Raw genomic sequence first — 21,905 nt, 5'->3', positions numbered from 1 at the left:
AATCATGTCGCGTCCCTCGCCTTTCTCACCTGAACAGCTCCGCTAAAATACAATCTGGCACACAAAGAAATATTAGCAACATCTTTTTCCACTTTATTCAACTTTTAACAAAGATTTCGTTTAGCTAACCGGGTCAATGCGATTTTGTTTCCTTTTTCCCGCCGCAGCAAACAGAGCTGTCGACTAAAACGAGTGTAAAGCAACATGTACATACATAAGAATCGTTCATTTAGAATAATCACTCAGCGAGGGAAACGTGATGGCTACATATGATTCGTCCGCGTTGGGTAACTCCCCACCACAAACAGCAAATACAGATGAAAGATGAGAAGGGCTGATGCTCAATCGTCCGAACTACTCTTAAGTATACTAGATGAAACATCGAATTTTCAATATAAAACATCATATTTAGTATAATTAGTTCGTTTTTAAAGCGCTAACAACTATATAATATCAAAATACATTTTATAATATAACTCATTCGCAACTTAAATAAACCATCAATGCTATAATCATATTTTTCATGAGATATTACCTGATTCATTGGGCAGACATGGCAGTTTCTGTCAGCAACAAGCTGTTAATGCGCTTTCATGTCTGACTTTGCCAAAAAACAGCAACCTTGTGCCCTAACGGAAATAACACACCTTCCTGTTTGTACACAAATGCGCTGCTGCCGCAGTTATTTTCTTCTATACAAAATCGTTCTTATACTGATTTTTATTCTATTTTCAGTTACCTTCCGAAGCATCTCTATTATAACACTCCTGTTGATTTTTATATAATAAATCGGCCGTTCATTTCCTTACGTTTTCAGAAGAAAATAAACCTGAATAAAAAACCTCCCGTACTTATAACAAGCGGAAGGTTTCGTTCTTATTCAGTTGGTTGACGGTCAAAGAGACACGTTATCTTTTTCTTTGGTAATCAGTAACACGCCATCCCCTAAAGGTACGAGTGAGGTCGTCAAATCTTCGTGCGTCAGCACTTTATCGAACAATTCATTCAACTTGCGGTGAATGCCCCGCTGGCTGCGATGTATTTCCGTGACCGGATGCATCACTGTACCGCCTTGAAATACATCATCAATCATCACGACACCCTTTTTTTTCAACAGCCGCAAACAGTCAGGAAGAAAATCGATGTATTTGGCTTTCGCACTGTCCATAAACACAAAATCATACTCGCCTTGCAGCGTCGGCAAAATGTCCGCCGCCTGTCCTTCAAGGATGGTGATTTGGTTTTCCAGCGACAGTTCCGCCACATTCTTTTTGGCTTGTTCACTCATGACGTCAAATCGTTCAATTGTCGTGACATGACTGTCAGGCCCTGCTGTTTGGGCCATCAAACTCGCAGAAAATCCTATAGCAGTGCCTATTTCCAATATATGTTTCGGCTGCAGCTGCCCCAGCAGAAATTGCATAAAAACGACTGTTTCATGGGGGATAATCGGTACACCTTTCTCCCTTGCCTCTCGTTCAATGTCACCCAGTTTGCCTGTGAGTTTTTTCTGTCTGTCGCGAATCAATGTCAGAATGTCCTCTTTAACAACCGGGCGGCGCATCATTTCGTTTCGCATTGTTCTCTCCTTCCAAAACTATCCAATTTATTATACAAATTTTCTGTAAAAGTTTCAATGTCAAAAACTCTAATTGGTATAGGTTTAAATTATCGCTATTTCATGTTACTATTTCAGTATATTATCAAAAAAGGTATAGGTGATGTCAGATTGAAAAAAAATAAATATCTGGATTTACTCAGCAAGCAGTTTTCATCTCCTGAAGAAATAATCACTGAAATCATTAATCTAAAGTCTATTCAAAATCTGCCAAAAGGCACAGAACATTTTGTCAGCGATCTGCACGGCGAGTACGATGCGTTTCAGCACATCTTGAGGAGCGGTTCAGGCAATGTCAAAGAAAAAATTAAAGACTGTTTCGGCAGAACACTCTCAAAGGGGCAAAAAAATGAGCTGGCAACCTTGATTTATTACCCGGAAAGACGACTGGCGCTCATAAAAGAAGAAATAACTGATGATTGGTACAGCAACACGATTCAGCAGCTGATTACACTCGTTAAATTTTCCGCCACCAAATACACGCGGTCCAAACTGCGTAAAACTCTCCCGAAACGGTTTGCTTATCTGATTGAAGAACTGCTCTACCAGACGGACCAGCAAGGAGACAAAAAAGCTTATTATCATGAAATCGTGTCGGAAATCATCGCATTGAAACAAGCTGATCGTTTAATCATCGATTTATGCTATACGATTCAACAGCTGGTCGTGGATCACCTGCATGTTGTCGGCGATATTTACGACCGGGGACCTGCACCGGATAAAATCATCGAGCGGCTGATGACTTACCACTCTGTGGACATCCAATGGGGAAACCACGACATCATTTGGATGGGTGCGGCAGCCGGTTCGCCTTTGTGCATGCTTAACACGATCCGAATTTCCGCCAGATACAACAATCTGAACATCATCGAAGACACTTACGGTATCAATTTACGTCCACTTCTAACTTATGCTGAGAAATATTACGAGGACAATCCGGCGTTCAGACCGAAAAACATCAGTGAAGGGGAAGCGGAGGAGGAAGTGCTTGAGACGACCAAAATCCATCAGGCGGCGGCCATTTTGCAATTTAAAATGGAAGAACAGCTCGTGCGCCGCAGGCCTGAATTTAAGATGACACACCGCCTGCTGTTAAGCGCTACAGACTACGAGGCGCTGACGGTCGCAATTGACGGCGTCTCCTATCCGCTGACGGATACTTGCTTCAAGACTGTCGACCCATCACAGCCGGAAAGACTGACCGGCGAAGAAGAAGACGTTATTCAGCGGATCATGCAAAACTTTATTCATTCCGAAAAATTAAAACGGCACACGGATTACCTGATAAACAACGGCACCATGTATCTCGTGTACAATGACAACCTGCTGATTCACGGCTGTTTGCCGCTGAACAGCGACGGTTCATTCAAAACACTGACCATTCAATCTCAGACTTACGCCGGCAAAACACTGCTTGACAAGTTTGAGAACGCCTTGCGGACCGCTTACGAACAGCCTCATGTCGCTGATGACTTGGCAACGGATTTGATCTGGTATTTATGGTCGGGAGAATGCTCCTCTCTATTCGGCAAAACCAAAATGACGACATTTGAACGGTATTTTATCAAAGACAAATCCACTCATCAAGAATACAAAAATGCCTACTATCATTTGAGGGAAGACGAGCAAATCTGTCGGAAAATCCTTAAGGAATTCGGCTTATCTTCTGAACAGTCGCATATTATTAACGGTCACACACCGGTCAAAGAAATCAAAGGCGAAAATCCCATTAAAGCTAACGGCCGGATGCTGGTCATCGACGGCGGCTTTTCAAAACCTTACCAGAAGACAACAGGGCTGGCAGGGTACACTCTGCTGTACAACTCATACGGCATGCAGCTGGTGGCACACAAAGCTTTTTCATCCGTGGAGCAGGCGGTCCGCGACCACCAGGATATCGTTTCTGTCAAACGTATCGTCGACCGGCCGCTGGAACGAAAAAAAGTTAAAGACACCACGATTGGACGCGGCTTGCAAAAAGAGATCGATGAACTGGAAACATTGTTAACCTATCTTCAACAACAAGGATAACGCATAAAAACACCTGTTCAAAGAGCAGATAACGCTCTTTGAACAGGTGTCTTCATTACATTTCTTGAACGGAACGACGCACTGCCTGAATCGAATCCATCTTGTGGTTCCAGCAATTAGTCGATAAATCCACAGGATATTGCTGCGGGTTTAAATCGCGCTTGTACTCTTCCCAGAGCGAGTCAAGGTTATTGCAGGCCGTTTTCTTGATTTGCACTAAATCGGGCAGCTCGTAGACGCGTTGCCCGTTTTTGAAAATTTCCTGAAGGATTGGGCGTGCATCGAAATCACGCACATATTTGTTGATAAATGTGTGCACCGGGTGGAACATGAACAATTCCTTTTCAAGGCGCGGGTCTTCATCCCACAATGTGATGTAGTCGCCTTCTGATTTGCCGTCGCTCTTGCCAGTGATGCGCCAGACTTGTTTCTTTCCTGGAGTCGATACTTTTTCTGCGTTGTTCGACAGCTTGATGGTGTCCATCATGTTGCCGTCCTCGTCTTCGATCGATACCAGTTTGTACACTGCTCCCAGCGCCGGCTGGTCGAAGGCGGTAATTAGTTTGGTACCGACACCCCAGACGTCAATTTTGGCACGCTGCATTTTCAAGTTCAGAATGGTCGCCTCATCCAAGTCGTTTGACGCGTAAATCTTGGCGTTCGGGTAGCCGGCCTCATCTAACTGCTTCCGGACTTTTTTGGAAATATAGGCCATATCGCCGCTGTCGATTCTAACGCCTAAAAAATTGATTTTGTCGCCCATCTCATCTGCCACTTTGATGGCCGCCGGCACCCCGGACTTCAATGTATCATACGTGTCCACCAAAAACACACAGTCTTTGTGGGTCAGCGCATAAGCTTTAAATCCGTCGTAGTCATTCATGTAAGATTGAATCAATGAATGGGCGTGTGTGCCGCTGGCCGGGATGCCGAATATTTTCGATGCACGCACATTGCTGGTCGCATCAAAACCGCCGATGTAGGCCGCGCGCGTCCCCCAAATCGCCGCATCCATCTCGTGGGCTCTCCGGGAACCAAACTCCATCACCAAATCGTCACCCACCACTGATTTGACACGCGCTGCTTTAGTCGCAATCAGCGTCTGGAAATTAATGATGTTCAAAATCGCCGTTTCGACAAGCTGACACTGTGCCAGCGGTCCCTCGACCTGCAAGATGGGCTCGTTATTGAAAACCAGCTCTCCTTCCACTGCCGAACGAACTGAGCAGGAGAACTTGAGCGTGCTCAGGTAGTCTAAAAATGCTTCTGGATAGATGCCCAAATCCCGCAGGTAGGCAATGTCTGTATCGGAAAAAGATAAATTCTCTAAAAAGTTTACCACTCGTTCCAGTCCTGCAAAAATGGCATACCCGTTTTTGAACGGCATTTTTCTGAAGTACACTTCAAACACTGCATTCAAATCGTCCCGTCCCATTTCCCAATACGTCTTCATCATATTGATTTGGTACAAATCTGTGTGCAAGGCAATACTGTCGTCTGGATAAATTGTTTTCATTTCTACTCTCCAACTTACATTATTTTTCAATGAAAAATATTCATTACCTCGTTATTATACCATACTATAGCGGTTTTTTATGTCTTATGAGCAGGAAGTTTCGCAGTATACTCATTTTTTTATCGTCCAAATAAAAAAAACAACACTTCATAATGAAGTGTTGTCATCAGTCTTATTTCAATGTTACAGTAGCGCCGACTTCTTCTAAAGAAGCTTTCAAAGCTTCTGCTTCTTCTTTGGCAATGCCTTCTTTAACAGGAGCAGGTGCACCGTCAACAACAGCTTTAGCTTCTTTCAAGCCCAAGCCAGTTGCTTCACGGACAGCTTTGATAACTTTAACTTTTTGGTCGCCGACTTCTGTCAGTTCAACAGTGAATTCTGTCTGCTCTTCAGCAGCACCTGCTTCAGCAGCGCCGCCAGCTACAGCTACAGGAGCAGCAGCAGTTACACCAAATTCTTCTTCAATAGCTTTGACTAGGTCATTTAATTCTAAAATAGTTGATTCTTTCAAATCAGCAATGATTTGTTCAATGTTTAATGCCATTTTTTGTTCCTCCATTTATAATGATTTGATAATTTATTTGTTTAACAGCTGCTGTTACGCAACTTCTTCTTGTGCTTCTGCCACAGCCTTGACTGCGTAAGCAACGTTTCGTACAGGTGCTTGCAGTACAGACAGCAACATAGACAGCAAGCCTTCGCGGTTCGGCAGTTTTGCCAGAGCAACGATTTCTTCCACAGAAGAAACGTTTCCTTCCACTACACCGCCTTTAATTTCCAATGCTTCAGCGTTTTTTGCAAAATCATTCATGATTTTTGCAGGCGCCACTACATCTTCATTACTGAATGCAACGGCTGTCGGGCCGACAAATACGTCTTCCATGCCGGACAGGCCTGCTTTCTCAGCGGCACGTCTCAGGATACCGTTTTTGATGACTTTCATTTCAACATTTGCGTCACGCAATTGTTTTCGCAACTCTGTGACTTGTTCAACTGTCAGTCCACGGTAGTCTACCACAACAACAGAAGCCGCTTCGCTGAATTTTGCAGCAACTTCTTCAACTTCTTGGGCTTTCTTAGCAATTGATGCTTCGCTCATTCTCATTTCACCTCCTATAATGATAGATGGAGAAGTTTTTCACCTCTAACGATAAAAAAACTCCATGCCACCGTTGACATAGAGGGACTATTGACTGGAATTCAATGGTGTCCTCGGTAGGATATTAAGGCTTGCGCCGCCTACTGTCTTCGGTACAGTTAATTCTTAACCTAGATAACCTTAACATATCAGGCTATCCAGGTCAAGAACAAAATGATTAAAATGAGTATTGATCGACTTTGACGCCAGGGCCAAAAGTTGTTGTGATAGAAATATTCTTGATATATTGACCTTTGCTGGCTGCTGGTTTAACTTTCATCATCACATCATGGATAGTGTTGAAGTTTTCAATCAGTTTAGCATCGTCAAAAGAAACTTTGCCGATCGGCACATGGATGTTGCCGGCTTTGTCGACACGGTAAGTAACCTTACCAGCTTTTACTTCTTCCACAGCTTTTGCAACGTCCATCGTTACAGTACCTGTTTTAGGGTTAGGCATCAGCCCTTTTGGTCCCAAGACACGGCCAAGCTGACCAACTTGAGCCATCATGTCAGGTGTCGCTACGACTACGTCAAAATCGAACCAGCCGCCTTTGATTTTATCAACCAAATCAGCTTCGCCGACATAGTCCGCACCTGCTGCTTCTGCTTCTTTTGCTTTTTCGCCTTTAGCAAAAACCAGAACTTTTTGTGTTCTGCCGGTTCCGTTAGGCAGCACGACTGCGCCGCGGATTTGCTGGTCGGCTTTTTTAGGGTCAACGTTCAAACGGTAAGCCACTTCAACAGTTGCATCAAATTTCGCAATGTTAGTATCTTTTGCCAGAGCAACTGCTTCTGCGACAGGATATTCTTTAGTTACATCAATTTTTTTCAATGCTTCTTGCATTTTCTTGCTTTTCTTTGCCATTTTATTTCCTCCTTGAGTGTGGTTATAACGGTAGAACCTCCCACATATTTATATCTTTCAATATAAATGACTGAGAAGCCACTTCCGGCGGTTACAGTCTGATTTAAGCGACTGTAATCCCCATGCTTCTTGCAGTACCTTCAACCATGCGCATAGCTGCTTCCACATCTGCTGCGTTTAGGTCTTGCATTTTCAATTCAGCAATTTCTTTGACTTGGTCTTTTGTCACAGTAGCGACTTTCTTCTTGTTCGGTTCGCCTGATCCTTTATCCACCTTTGCTGCCTTCTTCAACAATACTGCTGCCGGTGGTGTCTTAGTAATGAATGTGAATGAACGGTCTTCATAAACTGAAATGACGACAGGAATAATCAACCCTGCTTGGTCAGCTGTGCGTGCGTTGAATTCTTTTGTGAATCCCATGATGTTGATACCCGCTTGACCTAGTGCAGGACCTACTGGCGGAGCTGGTGTTGCTTTACCTGCAGGAATTTGTAACTTAACGATTTTTTCTACTTTTTTTGCCACGAGACATACCTCCTTGGTCCGTGATGTGGTTGAATGGAGATGAAAAATTTCTCCTCCCACGTTTCTTTTTTACAAAAAAGAAGCACATGCAGATACATGTACTCTTGAGAGTATACACTCCTTTGCCGTTTAAATCAAGTCTAAAACACATTTTATTACGATGAAAACGGTACCGCCAGAATGAGAATATCTTTAGGCTTTCTTAATGGAAAGGTTGCGTTTCATTTTGTTTTTTTGTGTTAAAATAGCGATGACATTAAAACAGGGGAGGTTATTGTTTTATGAGCGGATCGTATAAAAGCGTGTTTGATATTATCGGGCCGGTAATGATCGGACCCAGCAGTTCACACACTGCCGGCGCCGCGCGCATCGGCAGAGTCGTGCGCAGTATTTTCGGCGAACAGCCTGAGAAGGTGGATATCTATTTATTCGAATCGTTTGCCAAAACTTATCGCGGGCACGGCACTGATATCGCCTTGGTCGGCGGCTTACTGGGGATGGAGCCGGACGACCCGCAGCTGGCGGATTCGTTGAAGATTGCCCACGAGTCCGGAATGGAAGTCGCCTTCATTCCGAAAAAAGAAAAAGCGGAACATCCGAATCTGGTGAAAATGAATGTAAGCGCCGGCAGCCGGAAGCTGAGTGTCACAGGTATCTCCATCGGCGGCGGCAGTATTCAGATTTCCGAGCTGAACGGTTTCAAAATCAATTTGGATTTGTCGACTCCTACTTATCTGGTCGTGCATCAGGACAAACCGGGCGTCATTGCAGACGTGACGAATTTGTTTTCCGAGCATAACATTAACATCAGTACCATGACCGTTACGCGTGAATCAAAAGGCGAAAAAGCTATCATGGTCATCGAAGTTGACGACAGATTCCCGGATTTGACTGACCAGCTGGAACACATCAACAACGTTCACAACGTCAGTTCATTCGGGTAGTTGCCAAAAGAAGAGGAGAGACAATCATGTTTCAATCAATAGAAGAATTAGTACAGATGTCCAAACCGTACGGCTCTATTGCCGAACTGATGATACGGCTTGAAACGGAGCATTCGCAACTGCCGCGGGAAGCTGTCGTCAATCACATGAAACGAAATCTTGACGTCATGCTGGCGGCTATCGACAAAGGAAAAAAAGGTGTGACATCCGTTACCGGTTTGACCGGGGGGGATGCCAAGCGCATGAGCGAGTACATTGCTTCCGGAAAGCTTTTGAGCGGCAAAACGATTTTAACAGCTGTTCAAAACGCGATTGCGGTCAATGAAGTGAATGCCGAAATGGGCGTGATTTGTGCCACACCGACAGCCGGTAGCGCCGGTGTCGCAGCTGGTGTCTTGTCTGCCTTAATTGAAGAAGATGAAATTCCGCTGGACGCCCAGCTCAACTTTTTATTTACTGCCGGGGCGTTTGGTCTGGTAATTGCCAACAACGCTTCTATCAGCGGTGCAGCTGGCGGCTGCCAGGCGGAAATCGGTTCGGCAAGCGCTATGGCGAGCGCCGCCCTCGTCGAATTGAAAGGCGGCACACCTGAGCAGTCGGCACAGGCGCTGGCAATTACACTGAAAAACATGATGGGGCTGATTTGCGACCCGGTTGCCGGCTTAGTGGAAGTCCCGTGTGTGAAACGGAATGCACTGGGAGCCTCCCAGGCTTTCATTTCAGCCGACATGGCACTGGCCGGTATCACCAGCGTTATCCCGCCGGATGAAGTCGTGGCGGCCATGTACAAAGTCGGACTGCAAATGCCGAGCATTTTTAAAGAGACAGCCGAAGGCGGCGTTGCAACAACACCGACCGGCCTGAGAATCGCCAAAGAACTTTATGAAGCCTAAACCCGCAGGAACAGGACAGACATGCGTCTCTCCTGTTCCTTTTTTCGGCTGCCTTTGTGCCCAATTAAAAAAAGTTGAGGATGTTCTCAACTTTTAACAACGCGGTTATTCTACTTTGTCGATTTGTTCAAAATCCAGCTCTGTACTGGTCTCGCGCCCGAACATGTCGATATTGACTTTCAGCTTCTGACGCTCATTATCTATTTCAGTGATTTCACCTGTCAAACCGGAAAATGCCCCTTCAATAATGACAACATACTCGCCAATCTCAATGTCGAGGTCCACATGACGTTTGCTGATACCAAGTTTGCGCAAAATATGTTCCACTTCTTCGTTCAAGAGCGGTGCCGGCTTGCTTCCTGCCCCGTGCGACCCGACAAATCCTGTCACGCCCGGTGTATTCCGCACCACATACCATGAATCATCTGTCATTACCATTTCAATCAGGACATATCCAGGAAATGTTTTTTTAGCAACGATTTTTTCCTTGCCGTTTTTAATCTCCCGTTCTTCCTCTTCAGGAACAACCACACGGAAAATATAATCCTCCATCCCCATACTTTGGGCACGCGATTCAATATTCGTTTTGACTTTGTTTTCATAACCGGAATACGTGTGAAGCACATACCACTGTTTTTCAAAAGTTTCCATTTTTGTTCGTTCCTACCTTTACATTTGTAAAATAAAAAAACCTCAGGCAATCCGAAGTTTTCTTTTCATCGTTAGTATATCATCAACCTGCTATTTATTCTAGTTATTTCTGCGGTTTACATGAACAATTTAAGAACAAAACTAATAGCATTGTCAACAATCGCAAAAAATGCCGCGAAAATCAATGTCGACTGCACGACTGTCACAAAATCTTTTCTCAACTTCTGTTTTGACGGCCAGGTGACGATTTTCATTTCATTTTTAACACTGGCAAAAAAACTTTCTTTTTTCATCTGGAACCTCCTGAACACTAATTTATCTCTCACATGTAACAGTTGACCACTGTATTTTTCTATTCGTAATAAACATCAACAGCTACATTATAGCGGTATTCGCTTCAGGATTCAAGAGCCTGCTTTGGAATAACGCTTTAAAATCTTTTTTGCACCCGCCCGACGGCTCGCAGCGGCTTGAAAAAAATTATTTTGTCTCACGATGCAGCGTATGTTTTTTACAATATTTGCAAAACTTTTTGACTTCCAAACGTTCTGTCCGCTGTCCTTCGTTGACAGATTTGGAATAGTTTCTCGACCCGCAGACCGAGCATGCCAATGTTGTTTTTTTCTTAGCCATCCTGACGCCTCCCAGACGCTGTTTTTTTCTTCACAATACTATCATTTTCGCCGAAAGCTGTCAAATAGCCCGCAAGTGCCGAGGCAGCGCAAAAATCGCTGTTTTGTTTCTAAAACAGATGTGTTATCATATAACCAGAATAAAGATGGAGGTTTTGAGTATCATGTTAATCGAATCTGTTGTTATCCCAAAAAGGCAGTTAACCACTGTCACTGAATCATGTACACTGGAAAAAGCCCTCGACATTCTTGAAGAATCCGGATTCCGCTGTGTTCCGATTTTAGATGAAACTGGAAAAATATTCCGTGGCAATATATACAAAATGCATATTTACCGTCATAAGGCAAACGGCGGCGACATGCAGCTGCCAGTCACCCACTTGTTGAAAAACGCGACAAAATATATCCACTTGAATTCGTCATTTTTCAAGATTTTTTTCACCATCAAAGAACTGCCGTACATTGCTGTGCTGGACCAGGACAATTTGTTTTACGGTATCTTGACTCATAGCAAGCTGCTGAATATTCTCTCCCAATCTTGGAATGTCAACGAAGGGCGCTTCACTTTGACCATCGCCTCAACCGGGAAAAAAGGCGACTTGGCCAACATGACAAAAATCATTTCCAAGTATTCGGAAATTGCCAGCTGCATCACACTGGATCTAGGAAAGGACGAGTACATCCGCCGGACAATTATTACCTTGCCTGCCGACACCACACAAGAGGTGTGTGATGAAATCGTCAGACATTTGGAACGGAAAGATTTCTTCGTGGCCGAAATCGAAGACCTCGCCACAGCTCAAATGGAATAGCAAAAAGCTTACAAGCCCGCAACGAACGCGGCTTGTAAGCTTTTTTTAGACGTATGCAAGGGGTGTGTGCCTGCTCAGCCAGTACATGACCGGCGCCGACACGCCCATAATGATTGCTTCACTTAATGCGGTAGAGCCATAAACAGCCCAAAAGTACGGCGAACCGATGGGAAAGTTTCCAATCAGCGACAGCATTATCGCTATCAGGACCATACTGAGCGAAAAGACCACGACATTGAGTACCAGTCTTTTGCGGACATCCGGCAGCCATTTTTCCGATGCGGCAACCACTGCTAGCGCCAAAAAGGTCTGCCCGCCGCCGAACACCACATCCAGCAACCCGCCATCTGAAAAGAACAGGTTAAAGAAGATGACGCCCGACAAGACGCCCCACATCAGCTTTTTGTTAAAAACTACCAGATGATTCAGGCTTTCCGACACTCTAAATTGAATCGGTCCTTGTGCAACAGGTGCGACGACAAGTGTCAGCACGACATAAATCGATGCAATCAACGCATTTTGTACTAGCATATGCGTTTTTGATTTTTCCATATTATTCCTCCTCCTAGTTTTGATAACGCAGGATGGTCGACGAACTGCGCAGCAATTATGTTGCTGAAAATGTGTGAACATATCACACCAAAGTTATTTTACACGATTCTCACACAATATGCCAGACAAACCGCAAATTTTTACTGCAGATGCCGCCGGACACTCATCATCAGGGACCTAATCTTGAACAGCTTTAGCCCGGCGCAGTTTATCAACCAGCGCGGCAAGCGCCTCGTCAAGTTCCGCCCCGTTCGCCTCTGTCCGTTCCATGTTTTTGATTGGGTGCGACACGTAATCCAAAAGCGACACAGGCACAACCTCTTCTCCCCGCACCTCTGCCACAATGCGCGGATGATAGGCTGTCGTCCCGCATGAGTCAGCCAGCATGAACGCCAACTCAAACCGGCTGTCGTCCAACATTTGTATGCGGTAGTAGCCGTCTTCAATAAATTCTTTTCGGCCGGTAAACTGACCCGCCAGTGCTTCCATTTCAGTTTTGAGCATTGTTTTCCCTCCAGACCATTGCTTTGTTAAAAAATCGGCATGGCATCCCTTCACGTCTTCGATGTCATGCCGATTTTAGTTTTATGTGTAACGCAGGCAAGTGGATTAGTTTGATGTCTTATTAATCCAATCCACAAATGAATTGACAATCAGTTTTAAGAAATCAAGTGTGCCCTCATTGGTCACCTTGCCTTCGCTGTCCAAGATGTTAGCAACATTTCCGATATACGCTTCCGGCTGCTGCATTGTATAGATATCTAAAAACACCAGTACTTGCCGCAAGTGATGGTGAGCACCGAACCCGCTGATGGCACCCGGAGAAACGCTGACAACCGCCCCCGGCTTGCCGCCCCATTTGTTCTGGCCATACGGACGCGAGCCGACATCCAGCGCATTTTTCAACACTGCTGGCACTGAGCGGTTATACTCAGGCGTGACAAACATAAACGCATCATACTGACCGAGCTGTTCACGAAAACTGGTCCACGCAGCAGGCGGGCGGTTTTCATCATCCAAGTCCTGGTCGTACATGTCCAATTTATCTATGGCAATAAATTCCGTTTCAAAGCCTTCCGGGAATAATTCAGCCATATTAGCTGCGATTTTCTTACTGAAAGACTCTTTCCGAAGACTGCCGACAACAATACCGATTTTTTTCGTACTCATTATTTCACGCTCCTAGTCTGTTATATCCTCATCATAATACACTCCTATTTTTTTTACAAAAATATTGTTTTTCGTTCGAAATCCGAATTTCACCCTTTTAGAAGCATTTTTGTTATAATATGTGTCTGAGAGGAGACAGACTATGACTGAATTTTTTCTGCATCTTATTGTCAATGAGCACGCAGGCGCCGGCAAGGGCGGGCAGACTGCCAAGCTGGTCATCGACAATTTGGAAAAACAACAGATTGCATACACTGTTTACAAAACAGAACATCCGAAACACGCCATCGATCTAGCTGCGGCTGTTGCTGCCGAAAAGCTTGTGCCGTGGCATGAAGAGACCGACAAACAGGAACCTTTCCCGCTTCTGGTCGTCATCGGCGGCGACGGCACGCTGCATGAAGTCGTCAATGCGCTGGCAGAGCAGCCGCTGATACCTGTTGCCTATATCCCGGCTGGCTCTGGCAATGATTTTGCACGCGCCGCCAAGATTTCCCGACAGCCTGAAGAAGCACTTCGGCATCTTCTGACAACGACTAAGCCGAAAGAACTGACCATCCTGTCTTATACAGAAGCGATTGCTGAAGAACAACAGCTATTTGTCAACAACGTAGGCATTGGACTGGATGCAGCCATCGTCGCCGCTGCCAATGCGTCTGAGAACAAAGCCCGGCTGAATAAATTTAACTTCGGTTCACTGTCTTATTTGAGTGCCGCACTGAAAATCCTGTTCCGGCAAAAAGGGTTTCCTATTTCAGTGAGCGCCAACGGACAGACGATAGCATTTGAACATGCGTTTTTGTGCACCACAACTAATCACCCATATTTTGGCGGCGGAGTGGCTATCGACCCTTTAGCCGATGTCACCCAGGACGAGTTCAGCCTGATTGTCGTTGAACGGATTCCGCTGATCAAGATTTTTTATCTGATGCTCTTGCTGATCCGCAAAAAACATTTGACATCAGCGCATGTGCACCGGTTTGTGTCACGCCATTTACAAATCGTGTCCACCGTGCCGCAAGCCGGCCAAACCGACGGCGAAGAAATGGGTGTCCGCCCCTATGATATCCAGTTCAGCACTGCCAAACGGCTTTTTTGGCTGTAACGGCAAAAACCATTCCCAGTCCATTTGTGAAAGCGGACTGGGCATGGTTTTTTTTATAAATGTTTCTTCCATTTCAACACCAGCAGTGTCAGCACCACCGATACCAGCATGATGGCCAACACGATAAAATAACCGTAAGGATGCTTCAGCTCGGGCATGTTCACAAAATTCATACCGTAAATACCGGAAATCACCGTCAACGGCGTCGCGACTGCGGTTAAAATAGTCAATTTATTAAGAAAATTATTGGACCTTTGGCTCATGATGATATCATAAATATCCAGCAGGCCCTCACTCTTTTCATATAAGTCGGCGCTATACTCGGACAACCGGTTGATTTTCGTGTCGATGTTCGTAAAATATTTCCGGTTTACCGTTTCAATGAAATTATTTTCGTCAACGAGCAGCTCGTCGCCGACATAGAGCGTGGAACGCAAGTAGCGCCTCACACGGAATGCTTGCCGTTTCAATGCAATCAGCCGTTCAAACGAGAACTTATTGTAGCGGTTTTCGAGAATGCTGACTTCCATCTCCTCCAGCTCGTCCTCAAATGAAAACAGCGCTTCGAACATTTGGTCCAGCAGGAACTCAAAGACCTGACAATACGCAAAACTGATGCTGTCCATGAGTGTCTGTTCTTGAAAAGAATCCCGTGCCAGCCATGCCAGCAGTTCTTCATACAAATAGCCGTCATTTTGCGTCTCCAGCACGATAAAATGCTGGCTCCGGTAAATGCGCAGTTTTTCAAATTCAAACAGCGTCCGGCGCCAACGGAACTGCACCAGATTAATCAAATCAAAATCAGCGCCGCTTTCAAACGTGACACCTTTGCGTTTAACGACGGCTTCTGACTGGGACATGCTGTCCAGATGGAGCTGCTGTTTAACGGCAGCGAAATCGCGCCGCTGGCAAACAATAAACACCATCTCGCCCGGCAACACATCCGTGATACTGCTCATTTTAGTTTCTTTCGTAAAATTGATAATGTGCATGATTTTGCTCCTCAACCGACTTTTTCCCCTATTATATCACACACAGGCCGGCAGCTTGCATCAGGCAAAATCATATGGGCTTGCGCCGTTCATGCCAATCAGCGGGTCAATAGTGCCCGCGTGGACCAGCGCAGCTGTCAGCCGATATTCTTTCGGCTCTTGAGATGGTATGTCGTCTGAGAACAGACTGCCCTGTTTCGCATCAGACGGACGTTCGGCTGATTCTGCGGCTGAAGGCGGCTCGTCAAAGGCTGATACCGCCGCTTCTTTCTGTTTGCGGTTCAGCTGGTCCATCTGTTCCAATGTCTCGGCGGACAACCGGTCGGGATGGACGATTTTTTCGACAAGACCGGTCCGCCGATTGATGCTTTGATTCGCGATAGCAGCCGCAAAAGCTTCAGGCTCGCCGATTAAAATCAACAACTCTTTGCTCCGCGTCACACCAGTGTACAGCAGTTTGCGCTGGAGCATGCGGCTGTACTGTTTCAACATCGGCAAGATGACCATCTTGAACTCGCTGCCTTGTGCTTTATGAATCGAACAGCAGTAAGCCAGCGTGATTTTCTGCCATTCATTCCGTTTATATGTAATCTCTGTGTCATCAAACAACAACGTCAATTCATCTATTTTATCTTCCGTGTCCTTGGCCAACGTGATGCCGGTTATCTCGCCGATATCACCATTGAACACATTGGTTTCAGGACTGTTCACCAGATGCAGGACTTTGTCGCCGATGCGATACGTCTTATCCAGCCACTGCACTTCTTTCCGCCGGCCGTCTTCATTGCTGTTCAGTATTTCCTGCATCAGCTGGTTCAGCGCATCTATCCCGGCAATGCCGCGGTACATCGGCGCCAAAACTTGCATGTCCTGCGCCGTGAATCCTTTTTCTTTGGCTCTCGAGACGATTTGCTGCACCACTGACGCCACTTGGCCGGCGGAACAGCGGATGAATGAACGGTCCGCCTGATTCACAAGCAAGTCCTCCGGAATCTGTCCGTTCCTGATATTATGCGCCAGCGGGATGATGCTGGAGCCGTCTTCCTGCCGGTAAATTTCTGTCAGCTCGCAGGTCGGGATGTCCGCCACCGCCAACAAGTCTGTAAACACCTGACCCGGCCCGACTGACGGCAGCTGGTCTTTATCGCCGACAAGAATGACTTGCATGTTTGTCGGGACAGCTTTGAATAAGGTATTGGCCAGCCACGTATCCACCATGGACATTTCGTCCACTATCAACAGACCGCCGTCCAACTCACGCGTTTCGCCAAGCACATCTTTTTCCCTGCCAGTCAACCCCAGCAGCCGGTGAATCGTGCTGGCCGGCAGTCCGGTTGTTTCATTCATCCGCTTGGCGGCACGCCCTGTTGGCGCCGCCAAAGAAATCGGAAAAACGTCCTGCGTATAATCCGCAATGTCCAGCGACAGTCCGTTCAGTTCAGCGAAGACTGACACGATGCCGTTAATCACCGTCGTTTTACCGGTCCCGGGTCCGCCGGTCAAAATAAACAGCGGCGATTTCAGCGCCTCCTTGATTGCTTCTCGCTGCGAGTTGCCGTACACAATGCCGAACCGCTTTTCAATCAGGCGCAAACTTTTTTCGATGTCTTCATCAGCATAAAAAATCTCTTTTTTGCGCGCAAGCAGCCGCTGAATCGAGCTGCTGATGCCCCATTCAGAAAAATAAAGCGTCTTTTCATACAGACGCGTCCCTTCCTGAATGATCGCTCCCTCTTCAGCCAGCGAAATGATTTCCTGCGCCACACTGTCAGGATGGATTTCGACCGGACGGCTTTTTTCCAGTGTGTTGAGAGCTGTCTCTAGCAACTCTTTCGCCTCCAGATAAGTATCCCCTGTCGTCAGAGCCGTGTGCAGTACCTCATGCAGAATCGCCGCCCGTATCCGCTTGGGCGAGTCAGCAGCGATGCCCAGCTGCTCGGCCAAACTGTCGGCTTTTTTAAAGCCGATGCCGTCGATGTCTTCCACCAGCTGATACGGGTTTTCTTCAACAATATCCAGCGTGTCGGCCTTATACACTTGGTAAATGGCAAAAGCCAGCTGATTGCTGAACCCGTACTGCGAAAGCCCGACAACGATTTTTTCCATGCCGTAATTCTCGCGCAGCCTCTCCAGCAGGAGTGTCCGCTTTTGGTTGTTCAGCCCTTTGATGCCGGCAAGGGATTCCGGGTCGTTGATGATGGTTTCGATGGCATCTTCACCTAAAGCCGCCACAATGTTCCCGGCTGTTTTTTTCCCGATCCCCGGAAACTTGTCGCTGGACAGGTAGGCAATCACCCCGCTTGCTGAAGTCGGCTTTTCCTGCTGGTAACGTTCCGACTGAAACTGCTTGCCGTATTTGGCATGCGTAACAAAACGGCCGACAAATCGGTACTGCTCCTCTTCCTGTATCTGGCCAAAGGTGCCGGTCACGACAATCTCATTTTCGTCAAAGGCGGTATTCGTTTCCAAAATTTTGACTAACAGAACCTTGTAAAAATTGGCGGGGTTTTCATAAAATACTGCTTGGATTTGACCGACGAGATAACTTTCTGTCTGCATTTCCGGAAGCAATGATTCCTGCCGCATGCCATCACCTACTTTTTTGTGATATCATCCGCAAATGGGACGCATCATTCCATAATACGAGTGTTGCTTTCCCGTCTGCGTCAATCGTCACCTGGGACAGCGTATTATTCTCAAGGCCGCCCATTTTTCTGACGTCAGACAACGGTTTTCCGACCAGTGTCTGAATCGCACCAGTCAGCGTCACGCCATGACTGACAAAGAGCAGCGGCCCTTTTTCAGCATTTGCGCATGCACGGCGGATAACTGAAAGCGAGCGGCTCAGCATCGCTTGATAGTCTTCTCCGCCGAAGCGCTCGGGATTGAACCGGTCCGGACGGTGGCGCAAGGCATCCAACTCAGGTTGATACAATTTGCGGGCCTCCGCTATCAATTGCCCTTCCAGCTGACCCATGCCGATTTCACGCAGCCCGTCATCATAAATGATCGGCGGACGCGGGTCTTGGTACGCGACAATCCCGGCAGCGGTGTCGCGTGCCCGCTTTAACGGACTGGCATACACTGCTTCAAACGAAAGCGCCCGGCAGCGTTCCCCCAGTGCTTCGATTGCCAAATAACTTTCCGGCAGCAGCGGCGAATCGCCATCCCGCCCTTGAAAGCGCGCTTCCTGGTTCCATTGCGTTCTGCCGTGACGCGTAAAATACAGTTCCATCCTTGTTCACCCCTTTAATTTATCATTGTCATAGTGATGTGTCAGATCCAGCCCGCTGAACTGCTGCTGACGCAACGCTTCATATAATACCAGAGCCGCGGTGTTGGACAAATTCAGTGAGCGCACATGCTCATCGTTCATCGGTATTCTTAAACAATCCTCCCGCCGTTCTGTCATCAATTCCTTCGGCAGTCCCGTTGTTTCCTTGCCGAACATAAAATAGTGGTTTCTGCCGTCATTATAAGCGGCATCTGTATAAATGCGCTCGGCAAACTTGGTAATCAGATGGAGCGGTTCATCAGCAATACTCGTTAAAAAAGACGTCAGGTCAGGATAGTAAGTAATTGAGACATCATGCCAGTAATCCAGTCCTGCCCGCTTTAAGTGTTTATCGTCCGTGGAGAAACCAAGCGGTTCTATCAAGTGCAGCGGCGTATTCGTCGCCGCACACGTGCGCGCGATATTACCGGTATTCGCCGGGATTTGCGGTTCAAACAAAACAATATGGTTCATGAATACACCTCTCTCGAAAATAAAAAAAACGTATCGCCTCGGTGTCAATTCACTGCGAGTCGCTACGTTGATGGAGCCACCTCTCATCAACTTTTATCAGAACAGGAATCTGATAAAAACTGCTGAAAAATAGCTTTCTTATAGTATAGCATTTTCAAATTATTTTCGCAAGCAGAAAATTTGTTTTCATAGGTTATTTAAATTTTCCCACCAGCACGCGGACATCAACAGTCAATTCTGTCATGGGATGCGCTGCCGCATAGGTCAGCGCATCGGCTGTGGCTCCCCACTGAATCGGCGACATCAACAGCGCATGCGTCTGCTGCTCGCTGGTCAGCGGATACGTATACGTCAGCCGTTCTTCGGCAACAACTGTTAAGGCATCCTGAAACTTTTCATAGACCTTATCATTAGAGTAGTCTTGTTTTTCAGTCTGATCAACGTAAAACCGTTCGCGCAGCTCTTTTAAGTAATACCTTTCAGGGATGACTTTCAGCACTACTCCGTCCGGCTTCAGCACTCGTGCCATCTCGCTGTAATGGGAAGGCGAAAAAATATTCAGCAGTACATCGGCCGATGCGTCTTGGAACGGCATGTTGGTGATGTCTGCCACACACCAGAAAGCCTGCTCACTAAAATCAGTTGCCAGAAAAATACCGTCCTTCGAAATATCGAATCCGACAGCAATATGATCCGGACGCACCAGTTTTTTCAGAAAACTGCCCTCGCCGCAACCCATATCGATGCAAACCGCACCAGCGCCAGCAGGCATGTAGGGGGCCAATCGGTCAAAGAGCGGTCCATACAAGCCGTCTGCAATCATCTGCCGGCGGTGGAGCAGCATCTCTTTATTGTATTCGGTCGCAATCTGATGACTCAAAAAATAGAGCGTGCCTTTTTTCGACAAATCGTATTGATGGCCGTTGGCACATATCATGCTGTACGGCCGTGTCTCCGTAATCGCTTCATGGCACTTCGGGCAGCGGAAAAGCATACGGTGCTCGGCAATAAATTCATAGCCCATATCAATTTTCTTTTGCAACATGCACTTAACTCCTCTGCAAAATTATACTATAATCATATCATACTACTTTTTAAAAAAGTAACACAGATAACCGCATCAGATGACATAGACAGGAGACCTATAAACACATGATTAAAGAATTTTGTTCAGAAAATTTTACATTGATACCAAAAGCCATTGCCTCAGGTGCCAGACGCATTGAATTGTGCGACAATCTGGCAGTCGGCGGAACCACAGTCAGTACAGGCGTAATGGAAGAAACAATTCTTTACTGCCACGAAAAAGAAGTAGCTGTGATGGCTATCATCCGTCCCCGGGGCGGCAACTTTATTTACACAGATACTGAGTTGAAAATCATGCACACCGATATTATCGAAGCGAAAAAACTCGGCGTTGACGGAGTGGTCTTCGGCTGCCTCAACGAATCCGGCTGGCTGGATGAAGAAGCCATGACCCGATTGATTGAAGCGGCTGAAGGCTTGCAGATGACGTTTCATATGGCTTTTGATGACATGTCGCCTGACAAACAATTTGAAGCCATCGACTGGCTGACGGAAAACGGCGTCCACCGCATCCTGACCCACGGCGGCCCTGCTGGCACACCCATCGAACAGAATCTGGAATACATCAACGACCTGATTTCATACGCGAACAACCGCATCATCATCATGCCCGGCGGCGGCATCACGTACCGCAATGCGGAGGCAGTCAGCGGCTTTCTTAAAGCAAATGAACTTCACGGTACGAAAATAGTCAATCTTAATGTGTTGAAATAAACACTAAAACCAACTTTTCAGAGTGGATTACATCCACTCTTTTTTTGTAAGCGGGTAATAATCACACGGGCGCACAAATAGCGTCAGATAAGGTATGATTTTCATAGAAAACCATCCAACTTATCTGGCGCTCTTTTCTATAGGGTTTAGCGACACGTTTGTTGACTTTGTTTTGACCACGGAAGATACGCTTCCAATAATTCTGGATGCTGTCCAAACTCCACGTTAGGTAAATCAGAAAAGAGGCGACAAAGGTAGCGATACGGGTTGAGGCCGTTGGCCTTAGCTGTTTCGATTATGGTATAGGCCATGGCATTCGCTTCCGCCCCGGCTTCGCTCGTTGAAAAAAGAAAAATCTTGTGTCCAATGGTCAACGGGCGGATATGCCTTTCCGCTGAGTTATTCGATAAGACGAGACGACCATCTTCCAAAACCCGCATCAACGCTTCTTTCAGCTTTAGCCCATAAGCCACTGCTTTCCCCAGTTTACTTTTACTCAAAACTGGCAAATTTTCTAGCCACGTCCAAAACTCTTCTAAGACAGGTCGCAGATGACGTTGCCGGTTCGTTTTTCTCTCAGAAGGCGACAAGTCTTTAAATTCTCTCTCAAGCGCAAACAGCTGGTTACAATAGGCAAGACCAATAGCGGCTTGTCCCTGGTCATCACCCGCTTCATGAAATTTCCGTCGCATATACGCCCAGCAGCCGACAACGGTTAAACCGGGGATATGCTGATAAGCGGAATAACCATCGCAATGACAGTAACCGTGAAAGCTGTCCGCCAGGACATCGAGAATGTTCTGACGCTCTCGCGTCAGAGACGCATGATAGAAAACAACGGGATGGTCGGCTTTATCCAGTGTTTGGAATAACCACATGCGACCATCAGAGGTCGCGGGACGGCCATCT

24 protein-coding genes and 1 other annotated feature are annotated in these 21,905 nt (G+C 46.5%); of the genes, 6 read left to right on the top strand and 18 right to left on the bottom strand.

Going from position 1 to position 21,905, the window contains the following annotated elements:
- Positions 1-895 precede the first annotated feature (895 nt).
- Positions 896-1,579 (bottom strand): O-methyltransferase, encoded by a 684-nt coding sequence (locus tag CBF27_RS05625; RefSeq protein ID WP_126813263.1) that lies wholly within the window; start codon positions 1,577-1,579, stop codon positions 896-898.
- 150 nt (positions 1,580-1,729) lie between these two features.
- On the opposite strand from CBF27_RS05625, the gene CBF27_RS05620 reads away from it, so the two are divergent.
- Entirely contained in the window at positions 1,730-3,649 is a 1,920-nt protein-coding gene (locus CBF27_RS05620) for a fructose-1,6-bisphosphatase (protein ID WP_281273664.1), read from the top strand.
- A gap of 55 nt (positions 3,650-3,704) precedes the next feature.
- On the opposite strand, the gene CBF27_RS05615 is transcribed toward CBF27_RS05620, so the two are convergent.
- The 5 genes from CBF27_RS05615 to rplK form a co-directional block, all read right to left on the bottom strand.
- The gene (locus CBF27_RS05615; RefSeq protein ID WP_126813261.1) at positions 3,705-5,165 is read right to left on the bottom strand and encodes a nicotinate phosphoribosyltransferase; all 1,461 of its coding nucleotides are present in this window, start codon (positions 5,163-5,165) and stop codon (positions 3,705-3,707) included.
- A gap of 172 nt (positions 5,166-5,337) precedes the next feature.
- Positions 5,338-5,709, bottom strand: a complete 372-nt coding sequence (gene rplL, locus CBF27_RS05610; RefSeq protein WP_126813259.1) for a 50S ribosomal protein L7/L12 — start codon at positions 5,707-5,709, stop codon at positions 5,338-5,340.
- 54 nt (positions 5,710-5,763) lie between these two features.
- Complete coding sequence (gene rplJ, locus CBF27_RS05605) at positions 5,764-6,264, bottom strand: 50S ribosomal protein L10 (protein WP_126813257.1); 501 nt, start codon at positions 6,262-6,264, stop codon at positions 5,764-5,766.
- A 45-nt stretch (positions 6,265-6,309) separates the two neighbouring features.
- Positions 6,310-6,435, bottom strand: a sequence feature (ribosomal protein L10 leader region).
- 46 nt (positions 6,436-6,481) lie between these two features.
- Entirely contained in the window at positions 6,482-7,171 is a 690-nt protein-coding gene (gene rplA / locus CBF27_RS05600; RefSeq protein ID WP_126813255.1) for a 50S ribosomal protein L1, read from the bottom strand.
- 103 nt (positions 7,172-7,274) lie between these two features.
- Positions 7,275-7,697 (bottom strand): 50S ribosomal protein L11, encoded by a 423-nt coding sequence (gene rplK / locus CBF27_RS05595; RefSeq protein ID WP_126813254.1) that lies wholly within the window; start codon positions 7,695-7,697, stop codon positions 7,275-7,277.
- A 281-nt stretch (positions 7,698-7,978) separates the two neighbouring features.
- Between rplK and sdaAB the strand changes: the two genes are divergently transcribed.
- Both sdaAB and sdaAA read left to right on the top strand, forming a co-directional pair.
- Positions 7,979-8,641: an L-serine ammonia-lyase, iron-sulfur-dependent subunit beta gene (sdaAB, locus tag CBF27_RS05590; protein ID WP_126813253.1), complete on the top strand. Its 663-nt coding sequence runs from the start codon at positions 7,979-7,981 to the stop codon at positions 8,639-8,641.
- A gap of 26 nt (positions 8,642-8,667) precedes the next feature.
- The gene (sdaAA, locus tag CBF27_RS05585) at positions 8,668-9,534 is read left to right on the top strand and encodes an L-serine ammonia-lyase, iron-sulfur-dependent, subunit alpha (protein ID WP_126813252.1); all 867 of its coding nucleotides are present in this window, start codon (positions 8,668-8,670) and stop codon (positions 9,532-9,534) included.
- Positions 9,535-9,639: 105 nt separating this feature from the next.
- On the opposite strand, the gene nusG is transcribed toward sdaAA, so the two are convergent.
- From nusG to rpmG, 3 genes are all read right to left on the bottom strand, one after another.
- Positions 9,640-10,185 (bottom strand): transcription termination/antitermination protein NusG, encoded by a 546-nt coding sequence (nusG, locus tag CBF27_RS05580; protein ID WP_126813251.1) that lies wholly within the window; start codon positions 10,183-10,185, stop codon positions 9,640-9,642.
- Positions 10,186-10,301: 116 nt separating this feature from the next.
- Positions 10,302-10,478: a preprotein translocase subunit SecE gene (gene secE, locus CBF27_RS05575; RefSeq protein ID WP_126813249.1), complete on the bottom strand. Its 177-nt coding sequence runs from the start codon at positions 10,476-10,478 to the stop codon at positions 10,302-10,304.
- A 187-nt stretch (positions 10,479-10,665) separates the two neighbouring features.
- On the bottom strand, positions 10,666-10,818 hold the full coding sequence (rpmG, locus tag CBF27_RS05570) for a 50S ribosomal protein L33 (protein ID WP_126813247.1): 153 nt from the start codon (positions 10,816-10,818) through the stop codon (positions 10,666-10,668).
- A gap of 163 nt (positions 10,819-10,981) precedes the next feature.
- Here rpmG and cbpA point away from each other — a divergent pair, with 163 nt between their 5' ends.
- The gene (gene cbpA / locus CBF27_RS05565; protein WP_126813245.1) at positions 10,982-11,629 is read left to right on the top strand and encodes a cyclic di-AMP binding protein CbpA; all 648 of its coding nucleotides are present in this window, start codon (positions 10,982-10,984) and stop codon (positions 11,627-11,629) included.
- Positions 11,630-11,674: 45 nt separating this feature from the next.
- On the opposite strand, the gene CBF27_RS05560 is transcribed toward cbpA, so the two are convergent.
- From CBF27_RS05560 to CBF27_RS05550, 3 genes are all read right to left on the bottom strand, one after another.
- Positions 11,675-12,181 (bottom strand): QueT transporter family protein, encoded by a 507-nt coding sequence (locus CBF27_RS05560; RefSeq protein WP_126813243.1) that lies wholly within the window; start codon positions 12,179-12,181, stop codon positions 11,675-11,677.
- A 177-nt stretch (positions 12,182-12,358) separates the two neighbouring features.
- Positions 12,359-12,685 (bottom strand): hypothetical protein, encoded by a 327-nt coding sequence (locus tag CBF27_RS05555; RefSeq protein ID WP_126813241.1) that lies wholly within the window; start codon positions 12,683-12,685, stop codon positions 12,359-12,361.
- Between the two features lie 105 nt (positions 12,686-12,790).
- Positions 12,791-13,351 (bottom strand): NADPH-dependent FMN reductase, encoded by a 561-nt coding sequence (locus CBF27_RS05550; protein ID WP_126813239.1) that lies wholly within the window; start codon positions 13,349-13,351, stop codon positions 12,791-12,793.
- Between the two features lie 142 nt (positions 13,352-13,493).
- On the opposite strand from CBF27_RS05550, the gene CBF27_RS05545 reads away from it, so the two are divergent.
- A complete protein-coding gene (locus CBF27_RS05545; protein ID WP_126813237.1) occupies positions 13,494-14,456 on the top strand; it encodes a diacylglycerol/lipid kinase family protein in 963 nt (320 codons plus the stop codon).
- 53 nt (positions 14,457-14,509) lie between these two features.
- On the opposite strand, the gene CBF27_RS05540 is transcribed toward CBF27_RS05545, so the two are convergent.
- The 5 genes from CBF27_RS05540 to CBF27_RS05520 all read right to left on the bottom strand — a co-directional run bounded on the left by CBF27_RS05540 (position 14,510) and on the right by CBF27_RS05520 (position 20,241).
- Entirely contained in the window at positions 14,510-15,448 is a 939-nt protein-coding gene (locus CBF27_RS05540) for a CorA family divalent cation transporter (RefSeq protein ID WP_126813235.1), read from the bottom strand.
- 60 nt (positions 15,449-15,508) lie between these two features.
- Entirely contained in the window at positions 15,509-18,007 is a 2,499-nt protein-coding gene (gene recD2, locus CBF27_RS05535; protein WP_126813474.1) for an SF1B family DNA helicase RecD2, read from the bottom strand.
- A 31-nt stretch (positions 18,008-18,038) separates the two neighbouring features.
- Entirely contained in the window at positions 18,039-18,683 is a 645-nt protein-coding gene (locus tag CBF27_RS05530; RefSeq protein ID WP_126813233.1) for a histidine phosphatase family protein, read from the bottom strand.
- A gap of 6 nt (positions 18,684-18,689) precedes the next feature.
- Positions 18,690-19,196, bottom strand: a complete 507-nt coding sequence (gene trmL, locus CBF27_RS05525; RefSeq protein WP_126813231.1) for a tRNA (uridine(34)/cytosine(34)/5-carboxymethylaminomethyluridine(34)-2'-O)-methyltransferase TrmL — start codon at positions 19,194-19,196, stop codon at positions 18,690-18,692.
- Positions 19,197-19,389: 193 nt separating this feature from the next.
- Positions 19,390-20,241, bottom strand: a complete 852-nt coding sequence (locus CBF27_RS05520; protein WP_126813229.1) for a methyltransferase domain-containing protein — start codon at positions 20,239-20,241, stop codon at positions 19,390-19,392.
- A 107-nt stretch (positions 20,242-20,348) separates the two neighbouring features.
- Here CBF27_RS05520 and CBF27_RS05515 point away from each other — a divergent pair, with 107 nt between their 5' ends.
- Positions 20,349-20,996 (top strand): copper homeostasis protein CutC, encoded by a 648-nt coding sequence (locus tag CBF27_RS05515; RefSeq protein ID WP_126813227.1) that lies wholly within the window; start codon positions 20,349-20,351, stop codon positions 20,994-20,996.
- A 146-nt stretch (positions 20,997-21,142) separates the two neighbouring features.
- Here the strand turns inward: CBF27_RS05515 and tnpC are convergent.
- Positions 21,143-21,905, bottom strand: a 763-nt coding sequence (tnpC, locus tag CBF27_RS05510; protein ID WP_126813224.1) for an IS66 family transposase, incomplete at its 5' end; no start/stop codon positions are given.

The organism is Vagococcus acidifermentans, from assembly GCF_003987655.1.
Taxonomy (GTDB): Bacteria; Bacillota; Bacilli; order Lactobacillales; family Vagococcaceae; genus Vagococcus_B; species Vagococcus_B acidifermentans.
Note: the sequence above shows the minus strand (reverse complement) of the source record. Positions and strands in the feature narration are given on the sequence as shown.

What these genes read in the sequence shown, in the direction of transcription:
- nusG (WP_126813251.1), bottom strand. Translation starts at nt 10,185, where the DNA reads ATGGAAACTTTTGAAAAACAGTGGTATGTGCTTCACACGTATTCCGGT.
- CBF27_RS05540 (WP_126813235.1), bottom strand. Translation starts at nt 15,448, where the DNA reads ATGCACATTATCAATTTTACGAAAGAAACTAAAATGAGCAGTATCACG.
- recD2 (WP_126813474.1), bottom strand. Translation starts at nt 18,007, where the DNA reads ATGCAGACAGAAAGTTATCTCGTCGGTCAAATCCAAGCAGTATTTTAT.
- CBF27_RS05545 (WP_126813237.1), top strand. Translation starts at nt 13,494, where the DNA reads ATGACTGAATTTTTTCTGCATCTTATTGTCAATGAGCACGCAGGCGCC.
- sdaAB (WP_126813253.1), top strand. Translation starts at nt 7,979, where the DNA reads ATGAGCGGATCGTATAAAAGCGTGTTTGATATTATCGGGCCGGTAATG.
- rplL (WP_126813259.1), bottom strand. Translation starts at nt 5,709, where the DNA reads ATGGCATTAAACATTGAACAAATCATTGCTGATTTGAAAGAATCAACT.
- cbpA (WP_126813245.1), top strand. Translation starts at nt 10,982, where the DNA reads ATGTTAATCGAATCTGTTGTTATCCCAAAAAGGCAGTTAACCACTGTC.
- CBF27_RS05515 (WP_126813227.1), top strand. Translation starts at nt 20,349, where the DNA reads ATGATTAAAGAATTTTGTTCAGAAAATTTTACATTGATACCAAAAGCC.
- sdaAA (WP_126813252.1), top strand. Translation starts at nt 8,668, where the DNA reads ATGTTTCAATCAATAGAAGAATTAGTACAGATGTCCAAACCGTACGGC.
- CBF27_RS05530 (WP_126813233.1), bottom strand. Translation starts at nt 18,683, where the DNA reads ATGGAACTGTATTTTACGCGTCACGGCAGAACGCAATGGAACCAGGAA.
- CBF27_RS05615 (WP_126813261.1), bottom strand. Translation starts at nt 5,165, where the DNA reads ATGAAAACAATTTATCCAGACGACAGTATTGCCTTGCACACAGATTTG.
- rplJ (WP_126813257.1), bottom strand. Translation starts at nt 6,264, where the DNA reads ATGAGCGAAGCATCAATTGCTAAGAAAGCCCAAGAAGTTGAAGAAGTT.
- secE (WP_126813249.1), bottom strand. Translation starts at nt 10,478, where the DNA reads ATGAAAAAAGAAAGTTTTTTTGCCAGTGTTAAAAATGAAATGAAAATC.
- trmL (WP_126813231.1), bottom strand. Translation starts at nt 19,196, where the DNA reads ATGAACCATATTGTTTTGTTTGAACCGCAAATCCCGGCGAATACCGGT.
- rpmG (WP_126813247.1), bottom strand. Translation starts at nt 10,818, where the DNA reads ATGGCTAAGAAAAAAACAACATTGGCATGCTCGGTCTGCGGGTCGAGA.
- CBF27_RS05625 (WP_126813263.1), bottom strand. Translation starts at nt 1,579, where the DNA reads ATGCGAAACGAAATGATGCGCCGCCCGGTTGTTAAAGAGGACATTCTG.
- rplA (WP_126813255.1), bottom strand. Translation starts at nt 7,171, where the DNA reads ATGGCAAAGAAAAGCAAGAAAATGCAAGAAGCATTGAAAAAAATTGAT.
- CBF27_RS05550 (WP_126813239.1), bottom strand. Translation starts at nt 13,351, where the DNA reads ATGAGTACGAAAAAAATCGGTATTGTTGTCGGCAGTCTTCGGAAAGAG.
- CBF27_RS05555 (WP_126813241.1), bottom strand. Translation starts at nt 12,685, where the DNA reads ATGCTCAAAACTGAAATGGAAGCACTGGCGGGTCAGTTTACCGGCCGA.
- CBF27_RS05520 (WP_126813229.1), bottom strand. Translation starts at nt 20,241, where the DNA reads ATGTTGCAAAAGAAAATTGATATGGGCTATGAATTTATTGCCGAGCAC.
- CBF27_RS05560 (WP_126813243.1), bottom strand. Translation starts at nt 12,181, where the DNA reads ATGGAAAAATCAAAAACGCATATGCTAGTACAAAATGCGTTGATTGCA.